Source organism: Ruegeria sp. CDSA020 (assembly GCF_059612345.1).
The window spans coordinates 121850-140754 of the sequence record NZ_JBXWQK010000006.1 but is presented as its reverse complement, the minus strand read 5'-3'; the positions used below and the strand labels follow the sequence as shown (position 1 = coordinate 140754).

Genomic DNA, 18905 nt, shown 5'->3' with positions numbered 1-18905 from the left:
TCCCCCGAGGGCAAATGACCCAGTCAACCCGCACCGTTCTGCGCAACCAGCTCAATCAGGCTCTGGCCGCGATAAAGGACGCGTGGCGGGTGATGCGCAGGCGTGGGCCCAGCCAAATCCAGTTCTGGTTCATCGCGCTGGCGATCGGGATTGCCGCAGGCTTTATGGCATTGGGATTTCGTAAGGCAATTCAGGCATTGCAGGCCTATGTTTACGACACCGGGGATATCTCGTTACTACACAGCCATGTGGAAAAGCTACCCTGGTTCCTGATCCTGATCACACCGATCATCGGCGGTCTTATCGTTGGCATCATCCTGCACCGGTATACCGATGACGGGCGCGTGCGTTCAGTTGCCGACGTAATCGAAGGCGCTGCCCTCACCGATGGTCGGGTCGAAGGCAAGGCGGGTATCGCGTCTTTTTTCTCCTCGCTGATTACGCTCAGCACAGGTGGGTCCACGGGTCGAGAAGGGCCGGTTGTGCATATGGCAGGCGTGATCTCGACCTGGGTCAGTAATCGTATCCATGCCGACGGAATTACCGGGCGTGATTTGCTGGGATGTGCGGTGGCGGCGGCAGTTTCGGCCAGTTTCAACTCACCCATTGCCGGTGCTTTGTTCGCACTTGAGGTGGTGTTGCGCCATTTCGCGGTGCATGCTTTTGCGCCCATCGTTATCGCTTCGGTCGCCGGGACGGTGATTAACCGGCTGGAATACGGCGACGTGACCGAATTCACTCTGGATACGCCCGGATCACTGCAATTCTATGTCGAGCTGCCCGCGTTTCTGATCCTTGGGTTGATCTGCGGGTTGGTGGCCTTGCTTCTGATGCGGTCGATCTTTTTTGCAGAAGATATTGGCAATCACATTCAAAGCCGGCTTACCTTGCCCGGATGGCTGCGTCCTGCTGTATCAGGCGCAATGTTGGGGCTGATCGCGATCTGGTTTCCCCACATCATCGGCGTTGGATACGAAACCACGATCCGGGCTCTGGCCGGAGATCTGGTTCTGACAACTGCCATTCTGTTCGCAATCATCAAAACTGTGGCTGTTGCGATCACGATGGGGGGACGTATGGGTGGCGGTGTGTTTTCACCCTCGCTGATGATAGGTGCGTTAACCGGGTTGGCATTCGGGTTGATTGCAACGGGTTTGCTGCCCGATGTATCGGGTACCCATACCCTCTACGCATTTGCCGGGATGGGCGCGGTGGCCGCTGCCGTGCTTGGTGCCCCGATTTCGACCACGATGATTGTCTTTGAACTGACCGGAGATTGGCAGATCGGTCTGGCGGTGATGGTGTCGGTTTCAATGTCCACGGCGCTGGCTTCGCGCCTCGTGGATCGATCCTTCTTCCTGACCCAACTGGAACGGCGCAATGTGCATCTGGCCGCGGGGCCACAGGCCTATCTTCTGGCGATGTTGCGCGCAGGCGCAGTGATGCGACCGCTTGGCGATGCACGTTCAATCACCCGGGAAGAAGCACAGGTTTTGATTGATCAGGGTCTTTTTGTTCAAGCAAGCGCCACGCTTGAGGCGGCGATGCCGTTCTTCGACCGAGACGAAATCCTCTGCATACCGGTGGTGGTGAGCGGTGATGACGGAGCTGAGACGCCAGTTGGTACGCTCTACCATATTGATGCGCTAAAGGCCTATAACCGCGCGTTGGCAGCCACGGCTGCAGAAGAACATTCATAACAGAGGCCCCTGTAACATTGGTCTTTGTCCATCTTGTTCCTTGATACAGGCGAGGCATCGAAGCGATACGATCTTTGGATCTGCACCTGCCGGGCGTGGCCAGTCGAAATCCAGAGGCTCATGTGTTCGATCTGACAAGCTGTGCAGAACTGAGCTTTCTGGCTGAAAAGCATCAGGCCTTGGAGTGCTGGTGAAGGACTAACTTTACCTCACTGACGCTCTGGAATTTGTGGAACGACGCGCAACTTTGAGCCGTCGACAGCTTCCCAGAATCTTTTCGAGCTAGCGGGTCATGCAATATTGGCCGTAACATCGAGGAATTCTGATCTATTGCGGACTCTTGTCGGTATCTGGCCAAAAAACGGCAGTGTGGTACAGCCCAGTTCCGCTGCGGCTGCACCAATGTCTGATTTTGAAAGTTAGATTCAATTTCCGCAGAATCCGATTTGCACACTCTTTGTCTGTCATCGCGCTCTGAGGGCAACAATCCGAGCGAGTGATGAACTATGCGCCAACACCGCTCCTTACGATCTGTTGGCATTCGCCGCTGGAAGGAGGCCATCCGGGCGTAACAGCAACAACAAGATGACTGAGGCCAGAACCATTGCATCCCGGTATGGGGCCAGACTGTCTGGCAGGAAAGCCTGTAGCAGAACCTCCAGCCCGCCGACGATGAACCCACCAAGGACAGCACCGCCCAAGCTGCCCAAACCCCCAAGTACGGTCGCTATGAAGGCCTTGAGAACGGGGAAAAATCCCATCAGTGGATCCACTGACCCGCGTTGTGCCGTCCAGATGACAGCGGCAATACCCGCAAGTAGCCCTGACAGGGCAAAAGCCACAGCAACGACCCGGTTGGCCTTGATACCCAGCAGTTTGAGCATCTCGATATCTTCGGCAGCGGCGCGCATGGCCATGCCAATCGTTGTGCGCCGCAACACGAATGTCAGGCCTGCAAGGGCTGAAAATGTTACGATGATTGATACGGTCGGGATAATGCCAAATGTCGTCTGGCCGAAATGATAGGTGCCAGACCATGACGCTGGAAAAGAGATCGGGACGGGTCTGGCTGAAATTCCGTTCTGGAACAGAACTTTGAGGATCTCGGACACAGCGAAAGATGTGATCAAAAGTGCAACGACATCCGCGCCGCGCATGGCGCGAAACGCTGTACGCTCCATTGCCATGGCCATGAACACAGAAGCCCCAAGCCCGACAACAAGAGCGGCGATCGGCGGCAGGCCAAAGCTCATGGCCAGAAAGATGCCATAGCCCCCGAACGTCATGATTTCGCCATGCGCGAAATTGATCAATCGTACAATAGAGAACACAATCGCCAGCCCCAGGGCCAGCATCGCATAAATTCCCCCAAGGCTAAGCGCGTTGATCATTTGTTGAAGAAGAACTTCCATCGCTCAAGCCGCCAGATATGCGGATTGCAAGACCGCGTTATTTGCTAGTTCCGACGGTGAACCGGCAGCGGCAACAGCGCCATTCGCCAGCACGACAGCATGATCGGCAATGTCCAGGGCAAGAGCCGCGTTTTGCTCGACCAGAAGCACTGAAATACCGTCGGCTTTCAATTCTTCTACGATGTCGAAAATCTGATCCACGACCTGCGGCGCAAGGCCAAGCGACGGTTCGTCCAGCAAGAGCAAGCGCGGTCCGCTCATCAAGGCACGTCCCACCGCCAGCATCTGTTGTTCGCCCCCCGACAAAAGCCCCGCCATCTGACGGCGGCGTTCGCCCAGGATCGGGAAACGCTCTTTCATCTCGGCCAAACGTTTGGCGCTGAGCTTCTCGTCGCCCAGAATTGATCCGGCCAGCACAAGATTTTCTTCGACCGTCAGCTGCGCAAACACGCGGCGTCCTTCCGGTGAGATGGCCACACCCGCCCGCACAATGGCGTCGGGTGCGGCCCCTGTCATATCCTTGCCAAAAAGGGAAACAGCGCCCGATACCACGGGCAAAGCACCTGCGATGGCCATGACCGTCGTGGTCTTGCCTGCGCCATTGGCCCCTAAAAGCGCCGTTATGCCGCCTTTGGGGACGATCAGGTCAATGCCCTGAACCGCGCGGATTGGGCCATAGCGGACGTGCAAGCCTTGGATATCGAGTGCTGTTTCCATTGGGTTCAGACCTTACGGCTGTGGCAGGATTGCGGGATCAGCTGAGGTGCGCAGGACAAACTCTTTTTCGCCTGCATCGGTAATCCGTGCGACCACAACATCACGCAGAGGCATCCGGTCGGTCCCCGCGAAAGTGAAATTGGACATGATACCCTCACCATTCTCAATGCCGGCCATCGCGGCAGTCACGGCAGCAGGGTCTGTCGTGCCAGCCGCTGCGACAGCATCCTCGATCATATGCGCAATATCGCAGCCATTGACGTAGTAATTGTTGTCAGGCGTGATTCCCTTTGCAGCAGAGAACCGCGCGATGAAATCGGCATAGGCAGAGCCTTCGTCTGGGAAGCCACCAGATGTATGCGCTACGCCTGTGACGACATCACCAAGGCCGCGTACGGTTGGTGAATCGAGTACGTCACCTCCCATCACCTGGGTATCAACCCCGGCACCGCGCAGCGCACGGATGAAGGCCGGGAAATCAGGCTCCCAAGCCCATGTGACGATCACATCCGGGGTGGTATCCGCATTCTTGATGGTCGTCACGATGGCAGAAAAGTCGGGCTGGTTCAGCGAATAGTTGCTTTCCCCGACAACGGCACCACCAAGCGATGTGAAGGCCTCGCCAAAGTACTCGGGCCCACCCAATGTGTAGGCACTGTCTGGGGATTTCACGAGCCAGACACGTTCGAACCCTTGCTCGCGTGCGTGGCCTGCCAGTACGGCGGCCTGTTGGTTGTCCGCGGGGTAACTGCCAAAGACATGTTCACCGACTTGCGTCAGAACCGGGGCTGTTCCGGCAAAGGTCATTGTTGGGATGCTGTCAGCCGCTGTGATCTGGGCCGCCGCGATTGTCGGATCGGCATCGGCTGACGCCACGATGAACTGCGCGCCGTCATCGATCATTTCCTGTACAACTTTAACGCCTTCGGCGATGTCAGACCGGGTGTCGCGCACAATCAACTCAACCGGTGTTGTGCCGTTCAGGCCCCCCTTGGCGTTCATTTCGTCAATGCAGAACTGGAACCCGGCATAGGCGGGTCCGTCATAGGGGGCCAGATAGCCCGATTGCGCGGACATTACGCCGATTTTATAACTCTCAGCCATCGCTGTTCCAGCCAGGCCGGTGATAACTGCTGTTGAAAGAAGAAGGGCATTACGTATCATTTTATTGCTACCTCTGTTGGTTGACTTCGGTTGGTTTCGCTAATTTCTGCTTTTTGGGCTGTGCGCCCTTTGCCGATGTAAGCCTCGATGACTTTGGGATTTGCGCGCACGTCTTCAGGCGTGCCTTGCGCGATGACGCCACCTTGGTGCATCACCACGATCCAGTCCGACAGGCGGTTCACGAACCTCAGGTCATGATCGATCAGAAGGACACCGATGCCGCGTGTTTTGCCGACCTTAATCAGCCGATCAGCCAGGTCATCTGTTTCGCCGGGATTCATGCCAGCGGCCGGTTCATCCAGTAAAAGAATCTTCGGGTCTTGTGCCAAAGCGCGGGCGATTTCCAGGCGCTTGCGGGCACCATATGGCAGGCTGTCGGCGCGATACCCGGCGACTTCCCCAAGATCAAAAGCATCCAGTTCACGCAGGGTGATAGCCGCGGCAGTCTTGCGGTCGTGACCTGCGGCCAAAGCGGCAACAAGAACATTTTCGTAGGCTGTCAGACCGCTGAACAGGCGCAAGTTCTGGAAGCTACGCGAGACACCAAAGCCTGGCACTTTGTGACGCGAGACACGGGTCAGATCAACCTCACCCATATGCGCAGAACCGGTGTCCGCCTGATAGGAGCGTGTCAGCAAGTTAACAAGCGTGGACTTGCCAGCACCGTTGGGGCCAATCAGGCCAGTGATGCGCCCAGTCGGAGCTTCGAAACTGACGTCTCTTACGGCTTTGACGCCTGCGAAACTTCTTGACAGGTTTGATGCTTTCAGCGTGGCTGGGACGACGGGCTCGGGCGTGCGCGCAGGAGTTACTCGGGACTTCAGGCGCCCGAGCAGATTTGCATCGGCGCCAGGGCCAAGTTCAAAGCCTCCGACCAGACCCTGAGGTCGCGCCCAGATCACCAGCAGGATGGCAAGCCCCAAGACAATCGTCGTCAGGCCAAAGACCTCGGGCAAGGTGACGCCAAGCACAGTTGAGCCGCCTTCGAACTGGCGCACAGTGTCCTGCAGCAGCGTCACCGCGATCACCCCGACCACTGCGCCGCCAACCGATGACATTCCGCCGACAATCATCATGACCACCTGCGCAAAGACGAGCCCAAGGTAGAAGGATGCGGGTGAAAATGCCCCCAGCATATGCCCGTAAAGTGCACCCGCGACTGTCGCCATGTTACCAGAGGCACACCAAGCGATGAATCTTGTGCGTCGGGCATTGATGCCAAGTGCTGTTGCGGCATCCTCATCGTCACGGGCCGCGCGGGAAAACAGGCCCAAACGGCTTTCGCGATACCAACGGGCCAGCAGGATTGCGACCGTGGCCGCGCCGAGGGCCAGAACCAGATCTGTCACCCTTGGCACACCGTAAAACGTCTGGCTGCCGCGTGTGATCTCGCGTGCGGCGATGGCCACGCCATGGGCGATGATCAGCAGGCCAAGCGTGGCAATCGTGGCAGACGCACCCACAAGCCGAGCGATGGCGCTTCCGGTTAGAGCTGCAAAGGCAAGTCCAGCAAGGGCGACCACCGGCAGCGACACCCAGATCGTTACTTCATGGCCTGCCAGAAATGACGGTAGATCCGGTAGGGCAGAACGTTGAAGAGCAGCAGGCATGGTGAGAATGCCTGACAGATAAGCGCCTAGCGCCAAAAACGCGCCATGCCCGAAAGACACAATGCCCGTGTTGCCGCAATAAATCGCAAGGGCCACTACAGCGACCACATTGACACACATCTGTACAGCAATCCGCTCGCCAGTGCGTCCAAAAATCAACGTCAGCCCAAGCACCACAGCCAGCAGCACAGCAACCGCCGCCGCCGTCCGGAGCAAGTTGGACGCCCGCAAGCGTCCGGGATGTGTATGAAGGGGGGCGATGCTCATGAGGGAATGTCCGCTACCGCTGTAAGGATTGCGTCTGCCAGCAGATCCGCCCACAGCCCGACTTGTGATTGTTCGCGGATTTGATCGTTTCGAATTTCAATCAGGCAATGCACAAGCTCACGGGGTTCTGCATGCGCTGGAATAAACCAATCGCCCTCAGTTTCGATCTGATAGGGCTTGTTCAACGCAAAGGTCATGTCAGGGCGGTGCTGCGCGATATGTGCCATCAATGCTTTGGCAGCACCGCCTGTACCGCGGCTTAAAAAGCCTGCCTGCCAAGGCCGGTCCTTGCCATCGAGATGCGGTGTAAAGGAATGGATCGAAAACGCGGCACGACGCGGACAGTTGGCAAAGAGCCGATTCAACTCTGCATCCATAGGTCGAAAGATTTCATCGACACGCATGGCCCGGCTCAATTCGGTGATCGCGCTGTTCCCCGGCACCTCAACCTGGTCGCTGATCGCAGGGACCGCCAAGGGGCTGTCAGGGGGACGGTTACAGTCAAATACCAGCCGTGAGTAATTTTGGACGACGAGAGGCGCGTTCAACTGTTCAGCCAACTGGCGCGCTACATTCTGAGCACCAATGTCCCAGCCGCGGTGGCTTTCAATGACGTCGCGGTGGACGCCCAAATCTCCAAGCATCTCGGGGACCGCATTGCCTGCATGCTCACACAGCAGCACGATCTCCGACGTGCTATCTGCATTAACGACGTCAATCGGCGCAGGATCGTTCGGCCCCAATAAGGTATGAGTACACAAATTCATGCAGCTTGGACCGCACGGTGTGTGTATCGTCTTATCATACCGAGCAGATCCTTGGGATCGTGCGGGTCGGCAATCAGATCCAGCATTTCGCTTGGGGCGCCGTCAGTCGCTTTTTTGTGCAGCCAGCGCGTGGCCGAGAAATCCTCGACCACAAAGCCAACACCATCGAAAACCGTGATCTGGTCTTCGGAGGTTCGTCCCTTTTTAGAACCCGTTAGAACCTGCCACAGTTCGTTGACCGCGTGATCCGGGTCGAGTTGCTGGATATCGCCCTCGATGCGCGTCTGTTTTGGGTACTCTACAGAAATGTCATTGCGCATCAGAATATCCCGTTGCCGATACTCGCAGCGGTTTTAGCTGATTTGGGGGCCAGTATACGCGTCACCATCGCCGTTGTTGCCGCCGTGCGAAGCGCCGTCAGAAGGGTCATTTCAGAAATGAGTCGTCGATAGCCGGTATCTACAGAGTCCAGCACACCAACGGCGGTTAGGGTTTGCAGGCCGACCTTGGTGTTCGATCGGTGCCCGTTCATGGACTTGAAGGTGTGATCCACACCATCAGAGGTTGGCATCAGTTCAATCGCACCGACCTTAGAATGGGACGCCACGCGCGGTGTCTTGTCAAATACCGGCCAGCGTTTGAAATCGGCTTCGATCATATTGGCCAATTCTGTAAGGCAGTCCCATAGGCCATGCTTATGGACCAGGGCCCGCATGTTTTCGACGCTGACAAATGGAACCAATGCTCTGTCAGAGGGCGCGCTCATCAGTATGTTCCTTCATACGCGGCGCATTTCTGTGCTGTGTCCATGTCTTTTACCGCGTCGATTTCTGCAGCCTTATGGGCGGCGTAGACACTCGCGAAATCTGGTCCGAACCAACCGGTGACTGTCGTATCCGCCTGAAACGCCTCAAGGGCGGCCTCAAGCGTTTCGGGCAGGCGCACAAAACCACGCGCCGTGAGATCATCCGCTGACAGAAGCGACAGGTCTTCCTCGGTCGGCGCAGGCGCTTTCAGCCCATCTTCGATCCCCTGAACACCAGCATGTACAACAGCGGCCAAAGCCAGGTAAGGCGACGCCGCTGCATCCGCCGCGCGGTATTCAATGTTGAATTGTCTGGCGATTGAAGCGGGGTCCTTTGCCGTCACAGGGCAGACCCTTAACGAGGCCTCGCGGTCTCGGAACCCGAGATTGTTATACGCAGCCGACCACCGGTGCGGAGTAAGGCGTTCGTATGACACGACAGACGGTGCCGTCAGCGCTAAAATGTTAGGCAGGTATTTTAGCACGCCAGCAGCGAACCCATCAGTAAGTCTGGACATCCCGCAGGGGCCGCTTGCATCAAATGTGACCGGCTCGCCGGCATCGTCGACAAAGCTCATGTGGATATGAACGCCATTGCCGACGCTCGCCACATCGCGGATTGGCGTAAAGGTTGCAGCCTCACCCAGGTGACGCGCTGCCGAGCGAGTAAGCTCGCGCAGGATTACTGCCGCATCTGCCGAGCGCACACCTTTGGCAGGGCCGATAACGACCTCGTATTGATTGGGGCCGAATTCCTTCATGATACTGTCTGGCTCGAGCCCGTTTTCGGCGAGTGTCGCCATCAGCACTTCGCAAAGCTTCCGCTGAATCTCGAACCCTTCGCGTCCGTATCCCTGGTTTTCCACCGCCGGTGGGCTTTTCAGTTGAAACTCGTGCTCGAACGCCGAGATCAGATGAACGCCTGCTACATCATGCAGGCGCTTCAGCGCGGATTTGAGGATAGCGCGCGTACAAAAGGCCCAAGGATCCCCGTCAAGCGTGACGACATCGCCCATCAGGAAATGCTCGGTCACATCTCCAAATGTCGCCCGGGCCTCTGCGTTTGCATCGGGAATCAAAAGCAAATCACCTAGCGCGCCGAACGGGCTGTCAGCGATTATGTCGAAACAGGTGATCTGCACATTGGTAGGGGTCCAGCCGACCCCCCGCACCAGCCGTTTCTCCAACTGATCAGCGGGAAAGGCTTTGCCGCGCACCTTTCCGGCAACATCGGATATGGCAGCAAAAATTAGCGGCAGGGTCATTTTTCATTTTCCTCTTGAGTAAAGCGCAAAGCATCCCAGGCCTTGATACGTTCTCGGGTCTGATCCCAGTTGTCCTCGGCGATCCGCGTCACGATGGCCTCGGTCACCGAGAGAGCCGCTGAGTAAGTATCCCACAAGGTGCCGCTATCAATTGGCACCGGCATGACCTCATGGGCGTGTTTGGCAATCGGTGAAATCCATTTGTCCGTCATCAGGATCACACGGGCACTCCGATCGCGTGAGGCAACAAGCGACAGCTGCTCCAGCGCGGGTTGGTAGCGGCGAAAATCAACAGCATAAAGGATATCCCCGGGCCGCATCCGCAACAGATATTCTGGCCAGCCTTCAGGCGTATCAGGCAGATGAAACACATCCTTGCGGATCTGACGCAGGTGGAACGAAAGATGCTTGGCGATCGTATCGCTGATCCGGCCACCCAGCACGTAAACGCTGCGTTTCGGGTCGGTCAGAAGGGTGCAGATCTGGTTAAACTGATCTTCGGTGATAGCATCAGCCGCCATGGCCATCTGGCTGGCCGATTTGGAAATAAAGTCCTTCAGATATCCCCCATGAACGGGCCGTTCCGCCTGGTGGAGTTGAACCGGCGAGCGGTGCCCTTCTTTCAATTCCGCGATAAGATCACGTTGGAAATCCTGATATCCATCAAGTCCAATCTTGGTAACAAACCGTGAGATTGAAGGCGGTGACACCTCGGCGTGTTTTGCCAGCTCCTGGATCGAGGAAAGGCCGGCAAATGGGTAATCCGACAGGATAGCTGCAGCAAGTTTGCGCTCTCCGCTGGTTAGCATATCGGCTGCGTTTTCGATGCGGTCTCTGATCAACATGCGCTATATGGTGATGGAAAAATATTTTCTGTCAATCTAAATTGAATTGACTTTGGAATTTTATTTTCTTTAAGTATGGACGTCATGATCGCCCTCATTCATAAAATTAAACCTCTTGGGCAAATATTTGAAAGCAGAGACAGACATGGAAATGACCCGCGATCTTCCACTAGAACATGACCAATCGGGATTGCTGTTTATTGACGTGCAGAACTTTGCAGCCCACAGGGATGGTGCCGAATTCGAAGGGCTGACAAATGCCGATTTTGACGCAAAGTTTGGCTGGTTTTTTGAGCAGCTGAAATCCCGTATCGTACCTAATATGCAAGCCTTGCAAAAGGGATTTCGCGCGGCAGGAATCGAGGTTCTTTACACAACGATTGAAAGTCTGACCAAAGACGGGCGCGACAGATCTCTGGATTACAAAATCACGGGCTTCAACGTGCCCAAAGGATCCTGGGACGGCAAGGTGATCGACGAACTGGCACCAGCCGATGATGAGATCGTGTTTCCAAAATCTTCGTCCTCAGTCTTTGTCTCGACCCACATAGATTACGTGTTGCGCAATCTCGGCATAAAGCAATTGGTGCTGGCGGGGATCGTGACCGATCAATGCGTCGAAAGCGCAATTCGCGATGCCTGTGATCTGGGCTATCTGGTCACCCAAGTGACGGATGCTTGCATGACCTACACGCAAGAGCGTCACGACAATTCCCTGCAAACGATCAAAGGCTACTGCCGTCAGGTGACGACAGCCGAATTGCTTGACGAAATCGGTCGTGGCTAGGTCGGTGAGGCGCCCAGCCGATCCGTTTGACGGCGCGTCTCAGGCGTTACCCACACCCGTTTTCTCGCCAAATTCCGATTTTCCCCTGCGCGTCAGTTCAACCTGTCATCATCCAAAAATTCGCTCAGAAATATTTGGCGAGGCACACTCAAAACAGCATGTGAGATCAGAGACAAATCCACACTTTTCGGTAAAACGTCCGAGCATTATCTGCCCTCACTACATGTTTTCCTTGATGCAGCGAATGCCAGTTTCAGAGTGACATACTAAAAAGGCTACATAAGTGGTCACGGATTTGCCGATACACAAAGCAAATGCCAGGTTGAAACCATTTTTTTGATCGGTATCGGGGCCTTGGGAACAGCGGTAAGGCCACGAGCGTTGTAATTGCGTCTCCAAGTGGTTATATAGGAACCACTAAAGTTCTGGTTTTCTGCAGCCCAGGCGTATCGCCTGCTAGAGTGAACTAAGTTCTTCCATCATGAAAATTCAGCTGTCACGTCCTCTACTTGGATATGATGTTTGGGAAAGTTGCCGATGTTTTCGCGCACGACCACATCGCTTGTGACGTTAGTTGATCCGTTTGTGGTGATCAGACGCACCGATGGCTTGCCAATAAACCACAACGCAACCGTTGATCAAATGAGCTTCCGATAGGCAAGAACTGCGCCTATCGACCATCGCGTCCTGGGATTGGCCCGGGCGCAAGATCAAGATTGCGCAGAAAGACATAAAACAGCGAGGCGGCGCTTTCTCCGCCAGAGGATCGAAAATGACATTTCCAGAATGGACGAAACCAGGCATCTACGGTGCTTTGTGTGGTGCGGTTGCGGTCTCAATCCTTGGCTTTACCTGGGGCGGATGGACAACCAGCGGCAGCGCTCAAGAGTTGGCGAAAGACCATGCAAGCGAAGAAGTAACGCTTGCGATGGTGCCGGTCTGCCTGAACAGGTCAACCGCTGATCCCAAGCGCGAAGAAATAATCGAAACACTGCAAGAGGCCTCTGGCTTCAACCGCCGCAAGGCCATGATGGATACAGGTTGGGCAACACTGCCGGGGTCAGATTCGCCAAGCCGCGACCTCGCAGATGCCTGTATCGCGGGGCTTGAGCTGGATGGATCATAAGGCAAAGGCAATGCCGCAACTCTTTCGGACGACTTGGCGCGCAAATCTGTCACTAGGCATTCAGATGAGTGCGGCGCTGATTGGGTTTACACTCGGTGCTTTGCTTTTATTTTCGATGCCTGCATTCGCTCAATCTACATCGCAATCGGTGCCAGAAAATGCCACTGCAACGAGCTACGGCGACGGTTGGAAATGCAACGCCGGGTATAGGTTGAGTGGCGACGTCTGCGCAGCTGTCGTAGTGCCAGAAAATGCCTATCCGACCAACCGTACCTATGGTTTGGGTTGGGAATGTCTTCATGGTTTTCGCGAGAACGATGAAGCGACCTGTGTTGCGGTGATTGTACCCGATGGCGGATTCCTTGATTCATCAGGTGAACGTTGGCATTGCTCTCGCGGTTTTCTCAAAATCGACGATACGTGCCAAGAAATTGTCGTACCCGCAAACGCTTATCTGGCTGATACGACCTATGGACCCGCGTGGGAATGCAAACGTGGGTTCGAAGCATTGGACGACCGTTGCGTCGCCATTGTGGTCCCGGCCAACGCGTATCTGAATTCATCAGGATACGGCCAACCCTGGACATGTGAACGTGGATATTTTGTACAGGATGGCACGTGCGCGGCCGTCGTGATCCCTGAACATGCCTACTTGGACGATGCAACGTACGGCACGGGATGGAAGTGCGAGCGGGGATACGCGACCTCAGGTGTGAATTGCGAAACAATAGAGCTTCCTGCGAATGCCCATCTTGACAGGTCCGGAAACCGTTGGAACTGCAACAAGAATTTCAAGTCATCTAAAGGCCTGTGCGTTCTCGATAACTGAGCGCGCGGCGCGACTATTTCGACTTTGGTATCCGATGGTGACGACCGTGTTGCCTTGGGTGTCGACCACACAAAGGAAACATCATGAAAACCGACTTTAACGTGGCAAACACGATCCGTCGTCCTGTTAGCGGGGCGCAGGCGCCGCCATTGACCAGCGACGAACCCATAAGATCAACTTCTGCCACTCAGATCATCTTGCCGCCAACTGCGATTGTCTATTGCCAAGGTAACTTTGCCAAGGCGGATGGCAAAACTGCAAATGGCCTCGTTCGCCATTCAGAGGCCTACAGGATCCTGTCTGTCATAGATAGCGATCACGACGGCAAAGACAGCGGGTTGGTTCTTGACGATACTGTAAACCACATTCCGGTCTTCAGAAGTCTGGACGCTGCTGTTGTCCATGAAGCCGTAATCCCAGATACCCTCATTTACGGGATGGCACCATCTACAGGCAGGCTCTCATCGACAGATCGTGACGTTGTTCTCGACGCGATATCACTTGGTATGAACATCGTCAGTGGATTGCATGAGTATCTGGGCGATGATCCAGAAATCGCCTCTTTTGCGGCCGAACGCAAAGTCACCATCCGAGATATTCGCAAACCTAAACCCAGCAAGGATATGCGCCTGTTCGATGGAAGTATTGCAGGTGTGAAAGCACTGCGCATAGCGGTTCTTGGAACCGACTGCGCCATTGGAAAACGGACAACAGCGACCGTATTGGCCCGTGCTTTGAACGCAAGAGGCATCAAGACTGTCCTTGTTGGTACGGGCCAGACAGGTTTGATGCAGGGTGCAAAATATGGGGTGGCAATGGATGCCGTGCCGCCGCAGTTCTGTTGCGGCGAACTTGAAGGCGCGATTGTTGACGCATCCGAGGTTGAACGACCCGATGTCATATTGATCGAAGGCCAAGGGGCGTTGAGCCATCCGGCATTCTGCACATCCGCCTTTATCCTGCGGGGCAGCCAGCCGGACGCCGTAATCCTCCAGCACGCTCCAAAGCGCGCGCATCGCTGTGACTTTCCCAATATGCCGATGCCCAAGCCTGCAAGTGAGATTGCCCTTATCGAAGCATTTGCTGACACAAAGGTCATTGGTGTCACGCTCAATCATGAGGGGATGTCCGAGGCCGAGGTAACCGACACGATCGCCGCACAGTCACAAATACTCGGGCTGCCGGTAACGGATGTACTCAGCCGGCCGGCTTCGCATTTGCTTGCAATGGTTGTTGCCGCTTATCCTGGGTTACATCACTCGACACCCGTGGCTGCGATATGAGTACCCCTCGCATTGAGGTGCATCTGAGCAAGATACGTCACAATGCGAAGACTGTTGTCGAGCGCCTCAAGACACGCGGCATCGGTGTCACCGGTGTGACCAAGGCAGTGTGCGGGCATCCAGCCATCGCTCAGGCAATGCTCGACGGCGGCGCTGTGGGGCTTGCGGAAGCGCGGCTTAGTAACGTGCGAAGGTTACGCAACGCGGGCATGACATGCCCGATCACATTGATCCGTACACCAACGCTGAGCCAGGTCGATCAGGTCATCCAATACTGTGAGGCGAGCTACAATACAGAAATCCTCGTGATTACCGCTCTGGCCGCCGCCGCGATCCGGAAAGACTGCATTCACGGCATTATCCTGATGGTTGAGATGGGCGATCTGCGCGAAGGGATCATGCCAAAGGACCTCGGCTCGGTTGCACAGCAAGTGGTGGACATGCCCGGCGTTACGCTGAAAGGCATCGGAGCGAACTTTGCATGTCTGGGGGGAATTGCCCCGAATGCTGCAGATATGGAGGCCCTATCTGACCTGGCGAATGAAACAGAGGGGCAGTGTGGTCCCTTCCTTCACACGGTATCTGGCGGAAACTCGGCCAACCTTCCTTGGGCCCTCGGCGGACACCCAGTTTGTCGCATCAATGATCTAAGGCTGGGGGAAGCAATACTTCTGGGCGTTGATCCGGTTTCCGGAGATCAGATAGGCGGGATGTATACGGATGCATTCACGCTTGTCGCTGAGGTAATTGAAACAGGGTCCAAACCTGCATCTCACCCTCAGAGCATCTGCGATCCGGTATTCAAAAGACTTCACCTCGTCCCGAAAAGCGGACAGAGCACACAAATAATTCTGGCCGTTGGTCAGCAAGATACGGACATTTTGGGGCTTTCGATGCCCCCTGGATACAGGTTTATCGGTGCAACAAGCGATCATCTTGTCGTTGGCACTTACCATTCGACGCAAAGCGTAGGATCGGAAATGAAGTTCCAAATGAACTATAGTGCATTGATGAATGCTATGTCCGCTCCTGACGTTAAGACAAAGCTGCTCCGTGGCAGTCATTCACGACACGCGCATGTCTCTCAAGGATCAGGCAATCACCTGGCATCGATTTGAACACTCAACTGATAAATGCACCGTTGAAAACGGTTAGGAGAATAACCATTGGCAAAGCTGACAAAAAAAACTGTCTTCAATGCACACGTTCCCAAGGCGGAAACACCGATGGACAAAACAACGCGGATCGTTAGAGAAATGGTCAACGAAGAAGCAGAGCAAAGACAGATCAAGAATGCCCGGCTCCGCAAAACTCGGCTCGAAAGGGATGCGAATACATTATCTGAAGCCTGTCCGCCGAAGCCCGTCAAAAAGCGGTGACAGGATAGTCGCCCCTTCTTTTTGCGCGACTGGAATGATCGAAACACGAACAAAGCGGCTAGCGAGCATTTTTTTTCCCATGCATCAATCGCACCCATACTCATTTTACGGATACTGCCATGACAATCTCAGATGAGAGCTCAGAAAAAATTCACTATATCTGCCAGACATATGTGGAAAATAAGCCCGGTCGCGGAGGGCAAGGAAGCTTGAAAATTGGCAAGCAATTTGAATATTCCACGGCAGCAGAGGCACAAAACAGAGCAGAAAGGGAAGCGCTATCCGACGATTGCGCTGGCGCTGATGCCTACATGGTCAGTGAGGACCCGAACAGTGGCGAGGTCGGGGCGCCGAGTTTCATCATTAGGCTTGGAAATGTTCCGGAATTTGATGAGTTTTAGATCTTGAGCAGGCTTCAGTTTAACTCTCTAAACTCACATTAATTGCGGCATTAGATCGACAAAAAGTAAATCTATTTGGTGCCAGAAAAACAGACCATTTTGGGCGTGGGTTTTGCCAAGAAACTGCGCCATGAATACCGGAAAAAAGCAGTTTTTAGTGTAGGCGCAGCGAGAAATCCCAAGGTGCAGGTCGGGCTCGTTTGATACTTTCGTGGTATCCAGCGTAAAGGATCGTTCTCTTACTTCGAGCCAGATTTTGACGTGAAGGCCAAAGCGATCTGGCCTTTCATATTGTGCAACAACTAGATTGAGTAGAGGTATTGCGCATCTGGGACATACGTCAGATTTGTTCGACCTTCACGGAATCAAGCGGGTAGAAGGCGACATGGCCTTTGATGTCTAAGGCAGAATGGATCGGGTCTTCATAGCTCCAAGCAGCGTTTTCAGTGACCGAGGATTTGTTGACGATCGAAAAATGCGTGGCTTGGCCCTTGTGTTTGCACTGCGTGACCTTGTCGGTAACATCCAGAAATGCCATCGCGATATCGGTACGAGGGAAATAGATGACCGGATCAAGATCGCCCTCGAGCAATTCCAGAGCATTTGTGGTTTCACCCAGAATGGCGCCTCCTGAACGGACGCTCCATTTGCCTGGTGTCTTGCGAATGGTGATCTCGGTCATCTTTGCTCTTTCCTCTGGTCCGGTTTCCCGCTTGTCCACTGCCCGGTATATGTAACGATGCGGTGTCAGATCAGTGCGGTTGCGGCATCCAACCACAGTTGGGCGTCATCTCCCAGCCTTGGTCGAACTTTTTCGGCAACTTCGCGGTGATATGCGTTCAGCCAGTCGCGTTCGACTGCCGTCAGCATATCGGTCAGAACCAAGCGTCGGTCGATAGGGACATAGGTCAATGTGCGCCATTCCAACATGGGACGTTCCGCGTCACCACTGGGCAGGGTAGGGGCAGATTGCACCACCAAAAGGTTTTCAATCCGGATTCCAAACGCACCTTCGCGGTAGTAACCCGGCTCATTCGACAAGATCATGCCCGGCAGCAAGGGCTCATGGCTGGCTTTGGACAGACGCTGAGGGCCCTCATGCACACTCAGATAGGCACCGACGCCGTGCCCGACACCGTGATTAAAGTCCTGACCCGCTGCCCATAGGGGCATACGCGCCACGGATTCGATATCACGTCCAGCCAACCCGGCAGGCCAGCGCAGCATAGACATGGCGATCATGCCTTTCAGCACGCGAGTAAAGCAGGCTTTTTCTTCTTCACCCACATTGCCGATAGCAATGGTCCGGGTAATATCAGTCGTGCCATCCAAATATTGTCCACCGCTGTCCAGCACCAGGATATGACCGTCTTGCAGCAGGCTGTCGGTTTCCTCGGTCACCCGGTAATGCATGATCGCGCCATTGGGTCCTGTCCCTGCAATCGTATCGAACGAGATATCCTGCAGGGCATTATCCTTGCGCCGGTTCTCCTCAAGCCGAGTGACCACCTGCGTTTCCGTAACATTGCCAGCGGCCTGCGCGTCCAGCCAGCACAACGTTTCGATCACAGCGACAGCATCGCGCAGATGTGCCTCGGCACTGCCTGCGATTTCGGCAGGGTTCTTGCAGGCTTTGGGCAGCGCACTAGGGTCGCCGCCATCGACCATCTGCCCCTCTAGCACATCGGCCACTGCCTGTGGCAGCGTACCAAGATCAACCTGAACCTTACCGTCAAGCGCTGCGACAGCCGTCAAAAACGTGTCCGGCGCATGAACTGTGACTGAATCGGCCATCGCCACGTTCAGCTTTTGGTGCGCCATGAACAGATCCACGCGGCCATCCGCATGCAGTATAGCAAACCCATGCGCCACCGGGTTGTACCCGATATCGGAGCCCCGAATATTCAACAACCACATGATCGAGTCGGGCAGGGTAATCACCGCTGCGCTACAGCCCGCGTCCTGCAAGGACTGCGCCAGACGCGCGATTTTGCTGTCTGCGCTTTCGCCCGCGAATTCGATCGGGTGCAGCTTTACCGGGTTCATTGGTGGATCGGGTTGATCCCGCCAAACCCGGTCCACCAGATTGTCGCTGCGCACCAGTGTAATATCTCGGCCTTCAAGGTCGGTCTGCGTTTTCGCGATCTGACCCGCCGAATGTAGCCACGGATCAAAGCCAACCCGACCACCCTGCGGGAGTTGTTCCTTTAGCCACGCGGCAAGGCTGACCTCGGGCCATGGAACAGGTGTGTAATCGGCGGCGACCTGCGCTTTGACCTGCGTGCGATAACGTCCGTCAATGAAGACGCCGGCCTTTTCTGCCAAAACCACGCAGAACCCGGCCGAACCTGTGAACCCGGTCAGCCAGGCAAGCCGTTCGTCGCGCGGGGCCACATACTCGCCTTGATGCACATCCGCGCGCGGGACCAGGAAACCGTCCAGCCCATCGCGTGCCAATTCGGTCCGCAGATCGGCCAGCCGGGGCGGGCCCTGTTCCGGCCGTGCGGTCACGGCGAAGGACTGAAACATGTCATACCTCTATCAGTTT

17 protein-coding genes and 1 pseudogene are annotated in these 18905 nt (G+C 55.4%); 8 read left to right on the top strand and 10 right to left on the bottom strand.

What is annotated here, in order from left to right; genetic code table 11:
- The first annotated feature begins 14 nt into the window (after positions 1-14).
- Positions 15-1700: a chloride channel protein gene (locus AC2FJW_RS12240; RefSeq protein WP_496750199.1), complete on the top strand. Its 1686-nt coding sequence runs from the start codon at positions 15-17 to the stop codon at positions 1698-1700.
- Between the two features lie 524 nt (positions 1701-2224).
- Here AC2FJW_RS12240 and AC2FJW_RS12235 read toward each other — a convergent pair.
- The 8 genes and pseudogenes from AC2FJW_RS12235 to AC2FJW_RS12200 all read right to left on the bottom strand — a co-directional run bounded on the left by AC2FJW_RS12235 (position 2225) and on the right by AC2FJW_RS12200 (position 10552).
- Positions 2225-3112, bottom strand: a complete 888-nt coding sequence (locus tag AC2FJW_RS12235) for a branched-chain amino acid ABC transporter permease (protein WP_496706527.1) — start codon at positions 3110-3112, stop codon at positions 2225-2227.
- Positions 3113-3115: 3 nt separating this feature from the next.
- Complete coding sequence (locus AC2FJW_RS12230) at positions 3116-3829, bottom strand: ABC transporter ATP-binding protein (protein WP_496750198.1); 714 nt, start codon at positions 3827-3829, stop codon at positions 3116-3118.
- A gap of 12 nt (positions 3830-3841) precedes the next feature.
- The gene (locus AC2FJW_RS12225) at positions 3842-4993 is read right to left on the bottom strand and encodes an ABC transporter substrate-binding protein (protein WP_142635012.1); all 1152 of its coding nucleotides are present in this window, start codon (positions 4991-4993) and stop codon (positions 3842-3844) included.
- Positions 4990-6870, bottom strand: coding sequence for a branched-chain amino acid ABC transporter ATP-binding protein/permease (locus tag AC2FJW_RS12220; protein WP_496750197.1), 1881 nt, complete (start codon positions 6868-6870; stop codon positions 4990-4992). The genes AC2FJW_RS12225 and AC2FJW_RS12220 overlap by 4 nt, the downstream gene beginning before the upstream one ends.
- Positions 6867-7637, bottom strand: a complete 771-nt coding sequence (locus AC2FJW_RS12215) for an N-formylglutamate amidohydrolase (protein WP_496750196.1) — start codon at positions 7635-7637, stop codon at positions 6867-6869. The genes AC2FJW_RS12220 and AC2FJW_RS12215 overlap by 4 nt, the downstream gene beginning before the upstream one ends.
- Positions 7634-8403, bottom strand: a pseudogene (locus AC2FJW_RS12210) (Rossmann-fold NAD(P)-binding domain-containing protein). The gene AC2FJW_RS12215 and the pseudogene AC2FJW_RS12210 overlap by 4 nt, the downstream one beginning before the upstream one ends.
- Complete coding sequence (locus AC2FJW_RS12205; protein ID WP_142635006.1) at positions 8403-9707, bottom strand: glutamine synthetase family protein; 1305 nt, start codon at positions 9705-9707, stop codon at positions 8403-8405. The pseudogene AC2FJW_RS12210 and the gene AC2FJW_RS12205 overlap by 1 nt, the downstream one beginning before the upstream one ends.
- Positions 9704-10552, bottom strand: a complete 849-nt coding sequence (locus tag AC2FJW_RS12200) for a MurR/RpiR family transcriptional regulator (protein WP_496750195.1) — start codon at positions 10550-10552, stop codon at positions 9704-9706. Before AC2FJW_RS12200 ends, AC2FJW_RS12205 begins: the two co-directional genes overlap by 4 nt.
- A 145-nt stretch (positions 10553-10697) precedes the next feature.
- Between AC2FJW_RS12200 and AC2FJW_RS12195 the strand changes: the two genes are divergently transcribed.
- From AC2FJW_RS12195 to AC2FJW_RS12165, 7 genes are all read left to right on the top strand, one after another.
- Positions 10698-11339 carry a cysteine hydrolase family protein gene (locus AC2FJW_RS12195; RefSeq protein ID WP_496743201.1) on the top strand — a complete coding sequence of 214 codons (642 nt, stop codon included), beginning with the start codon at positions 10698-10700 and terminating at the stop codon, positions 11337-11339.
- A 772-nt stretch (positions 11340-12111) separates the two neighbouring features.
- On the top strand, positions 12112-12465 hold the full coding sequence (locus AC2FJW_RS12190; protein WP_142635000.1) for a hypothetical protein: 354 nt from the start codon (positions 12112-12114) through the stop codon (positions 12463-12465).
- Positions 12466-12580: 115 nt separating this feature from the next.
- Positions 12581-13294 carry a hypothetical protein gene (locus AC2FJW_RS12185; protein ID WP_496750194.1) on the top strand — a complete coding sequence of 238 codons (714 nt, stop codon included), beginning with the start codon at positions 12581-12583 and terminating at the stop codon, positions 13292-13294.
- 83 nt (positions 13295-13377) lie between these two features.
- Positions 13378-14577, top strand: a complete 1200-nt coding sequence (locus AC2FJW_RS12180; RefSeq protein WP_496690883.1) for an N-acetyltransferase DgcN family protein — start codon at positions 13378-13380, stop codon at positions 14575-14577.
- Positions 14574-15695 carry an alanine/ornithine racemase family PLP-dependent enzyme gene (locus AC2FJW_RS12175; RefSeq protein WP_496750193.1) on the top strand — a complete coding sequence of 374 codons (1122 nt, stop codon included), beginning with the start codon at positions 14574-14576 and terminating at the stop codon, positions 15693-15695. The genes AC2FJW_RS12180 and AC2FJW_RS12175 overlap by 4 nt, the downstream gene beginning before the upstream one ends.
- Before the next feature lie 48 nt (positions 15696-15743).
- Positions 15744-15956, top strand: a complete 213-nt coding sequence (locus tag AC2FJW_RS12170; protein ID WP_281972780.1) for a hypothetical protein — start codon at positions 15744-15746, stop codon at positions 15954-15956.
- A 119-nt stretch (positions 15957-16075) separates the two neighbouring features.
- Positions 16076-16357, top strand: a complete 282-nt coding sequence (locus tag AC2FJW_RS12165; protein ID WP_282021446.1) for a hypothetical protein — start codon at positions 16076-16078, stop codon at positions 16355-16357.
- Positions 16358-16697: 340 nt separating this feature from the next.
- Here the strand turns inward: AC2FJW_RS12165 and AC2FJW_RS12160 are convergent, their stop codons facing one another.
- Both AC2FJW_RS12160 and AC2FJW_RS12155 read right to left on the bottom strand, forming a co-directional pair.
- Positions 16698-17039 (bottom strand): DUF427 domain-containing protein, encoded by a 342-nt coding sequence (locus tag AC2FJW_RS12160; protein ID WP_142634990.1) that lies wholly within the window; start codon positions 17037-17039, stop codon positions 16698-16700.
- 65 nt (positions 17040-17104) lie between these two features.
- Positions 17105-18886, bottom strand: coding sequence for an aminopeptidase P family protein (locus tag AC2FJW_RS12155; RefSeq protein WP_496750192.1), 1782 nt, complete (start codon positions 18884-18886; stop codon positions 17105-17107).
- Positions 18887-18905 lie beyond the last annotated feature (19 nt).

Excerpts from the sequence above, each read along its gene's own strand:
- AC2FJW_RS12220 (WP_496750197.1), bottom strand. The coding sequence starts at position 6,870 with ATGAGCATCGCCCCCCTTCATACACATCCCGGACGCTTGCGGGCGTCC.
- AC2FJW_RS12160 (WP_142634990.1), bottom strand. The coding sequence starts at position 17,039 with ATGACCGAGATCACCATTCGCAAGACACCAGGCAAATGGAGCGTCCGT.
- AC2FJW_RS12225 (WP_142635012.1), bottom strand. The coding sequence starts at position 4,993 with ATGATACGTAATGCCCTTCTTCTTTCAACAGCAGTTATCACCGGCCTG.
- AC2FJW_RS12215 (WP_496750196.1), bottom strand. The coding sequence starts at position 7,637 with ATGAATTTGTGTACTCATACCTTATTGGGGCCGAACGATCCTGCGCCG.
- AC2FJW_RS12155 (WP_496750192.1), bottom strand. The coding sequence starts at position 18,886 with ATGTTTCAGTCCTTCGCCGTGACCGCACGGCCGGAACAGGGCCCGCCC.
- AC2FJW_RS12195 (WP_496743201.1), top strand. The coding sequence starts at position 10,698 with ATGGAAATGACCCGCGATCTTCCACTAGAACATGACCAATCGGGATTG.
- AC2FJW_RS12235 (WP_496706527.1), bottom strand. The coding sequence starts at position 3,112 with ATGGAAGTTCTTCTTCAACAAATGATCAACGCGCTTAGCCTTGGGGGA.
- AC2FJW_RS12200 (WP_496750195.1), bottom strand. The coding sequence starts at position 10,552 with ATGTTGATCAGAGACCGCATCGAAAACGCAGCCGATATGCTAACCAGC.
- AC2FJW_RS12185 (WP_496750194.1), top strand. The coding sequence starts at position 12,581 with ATGCCTGCATTCGCTCAATCTACATCGCAATCGGTGCCAGAAAATGCC.
- AC2FJW_RS12190 (WP_142635000.1), top strand. The coding sequence starts at position 12,112 with ATGACATTTCCAGAATGGACGAAACCAGGCATCTACGGTGCTTTGTGT.
- AC2FJW_RS12240 (WP_496750199.1), top strand. The coding sequence starts at position 15 with ATGACCCAGTCAACCCGCACCGTTCTGCGCAACCAGCTCAATCAGGCT.
- AC2FJW_RS12165 (WP_282021446.1), top strand. The coding sequence starts at position 16,076 with ATGACAATCTCAGATGAGAGCTCAGAAAAAATTCACTATATCTGCCAG.
- AC2FJW_RS12180 (WP_496690883.1), top strand. The coding sequence starts at position 13,378 with ATGAAAACCGACTTTAACGTGGCAAACACGATCCGTCGTCCTGTTAGC.
- AC2FJW_RS12175 (WP_496750193.1), top strand. The coding sequence starts at position 14,574 with ATGAGTACCCCTCGCATTGAGGTGCATCTGAGCAAGATACGTCACAAT.
- AC2FJW_RS12205 (WP_142635006.1), bottom strand. The coding sequence starts at position 9,707 with ATGACCCTGCCGCTAATTTTTGCTGCCATATCCGATGTTGCCGGAAAG.
- AC2FJW_RS12230 (WP_496750198.1), bottom strand. The coding sequence starts at position 3,829 with ATGGAAACAGCACTCGATATCCAAGGCTTGCACGTCCGCTATGGCCCA.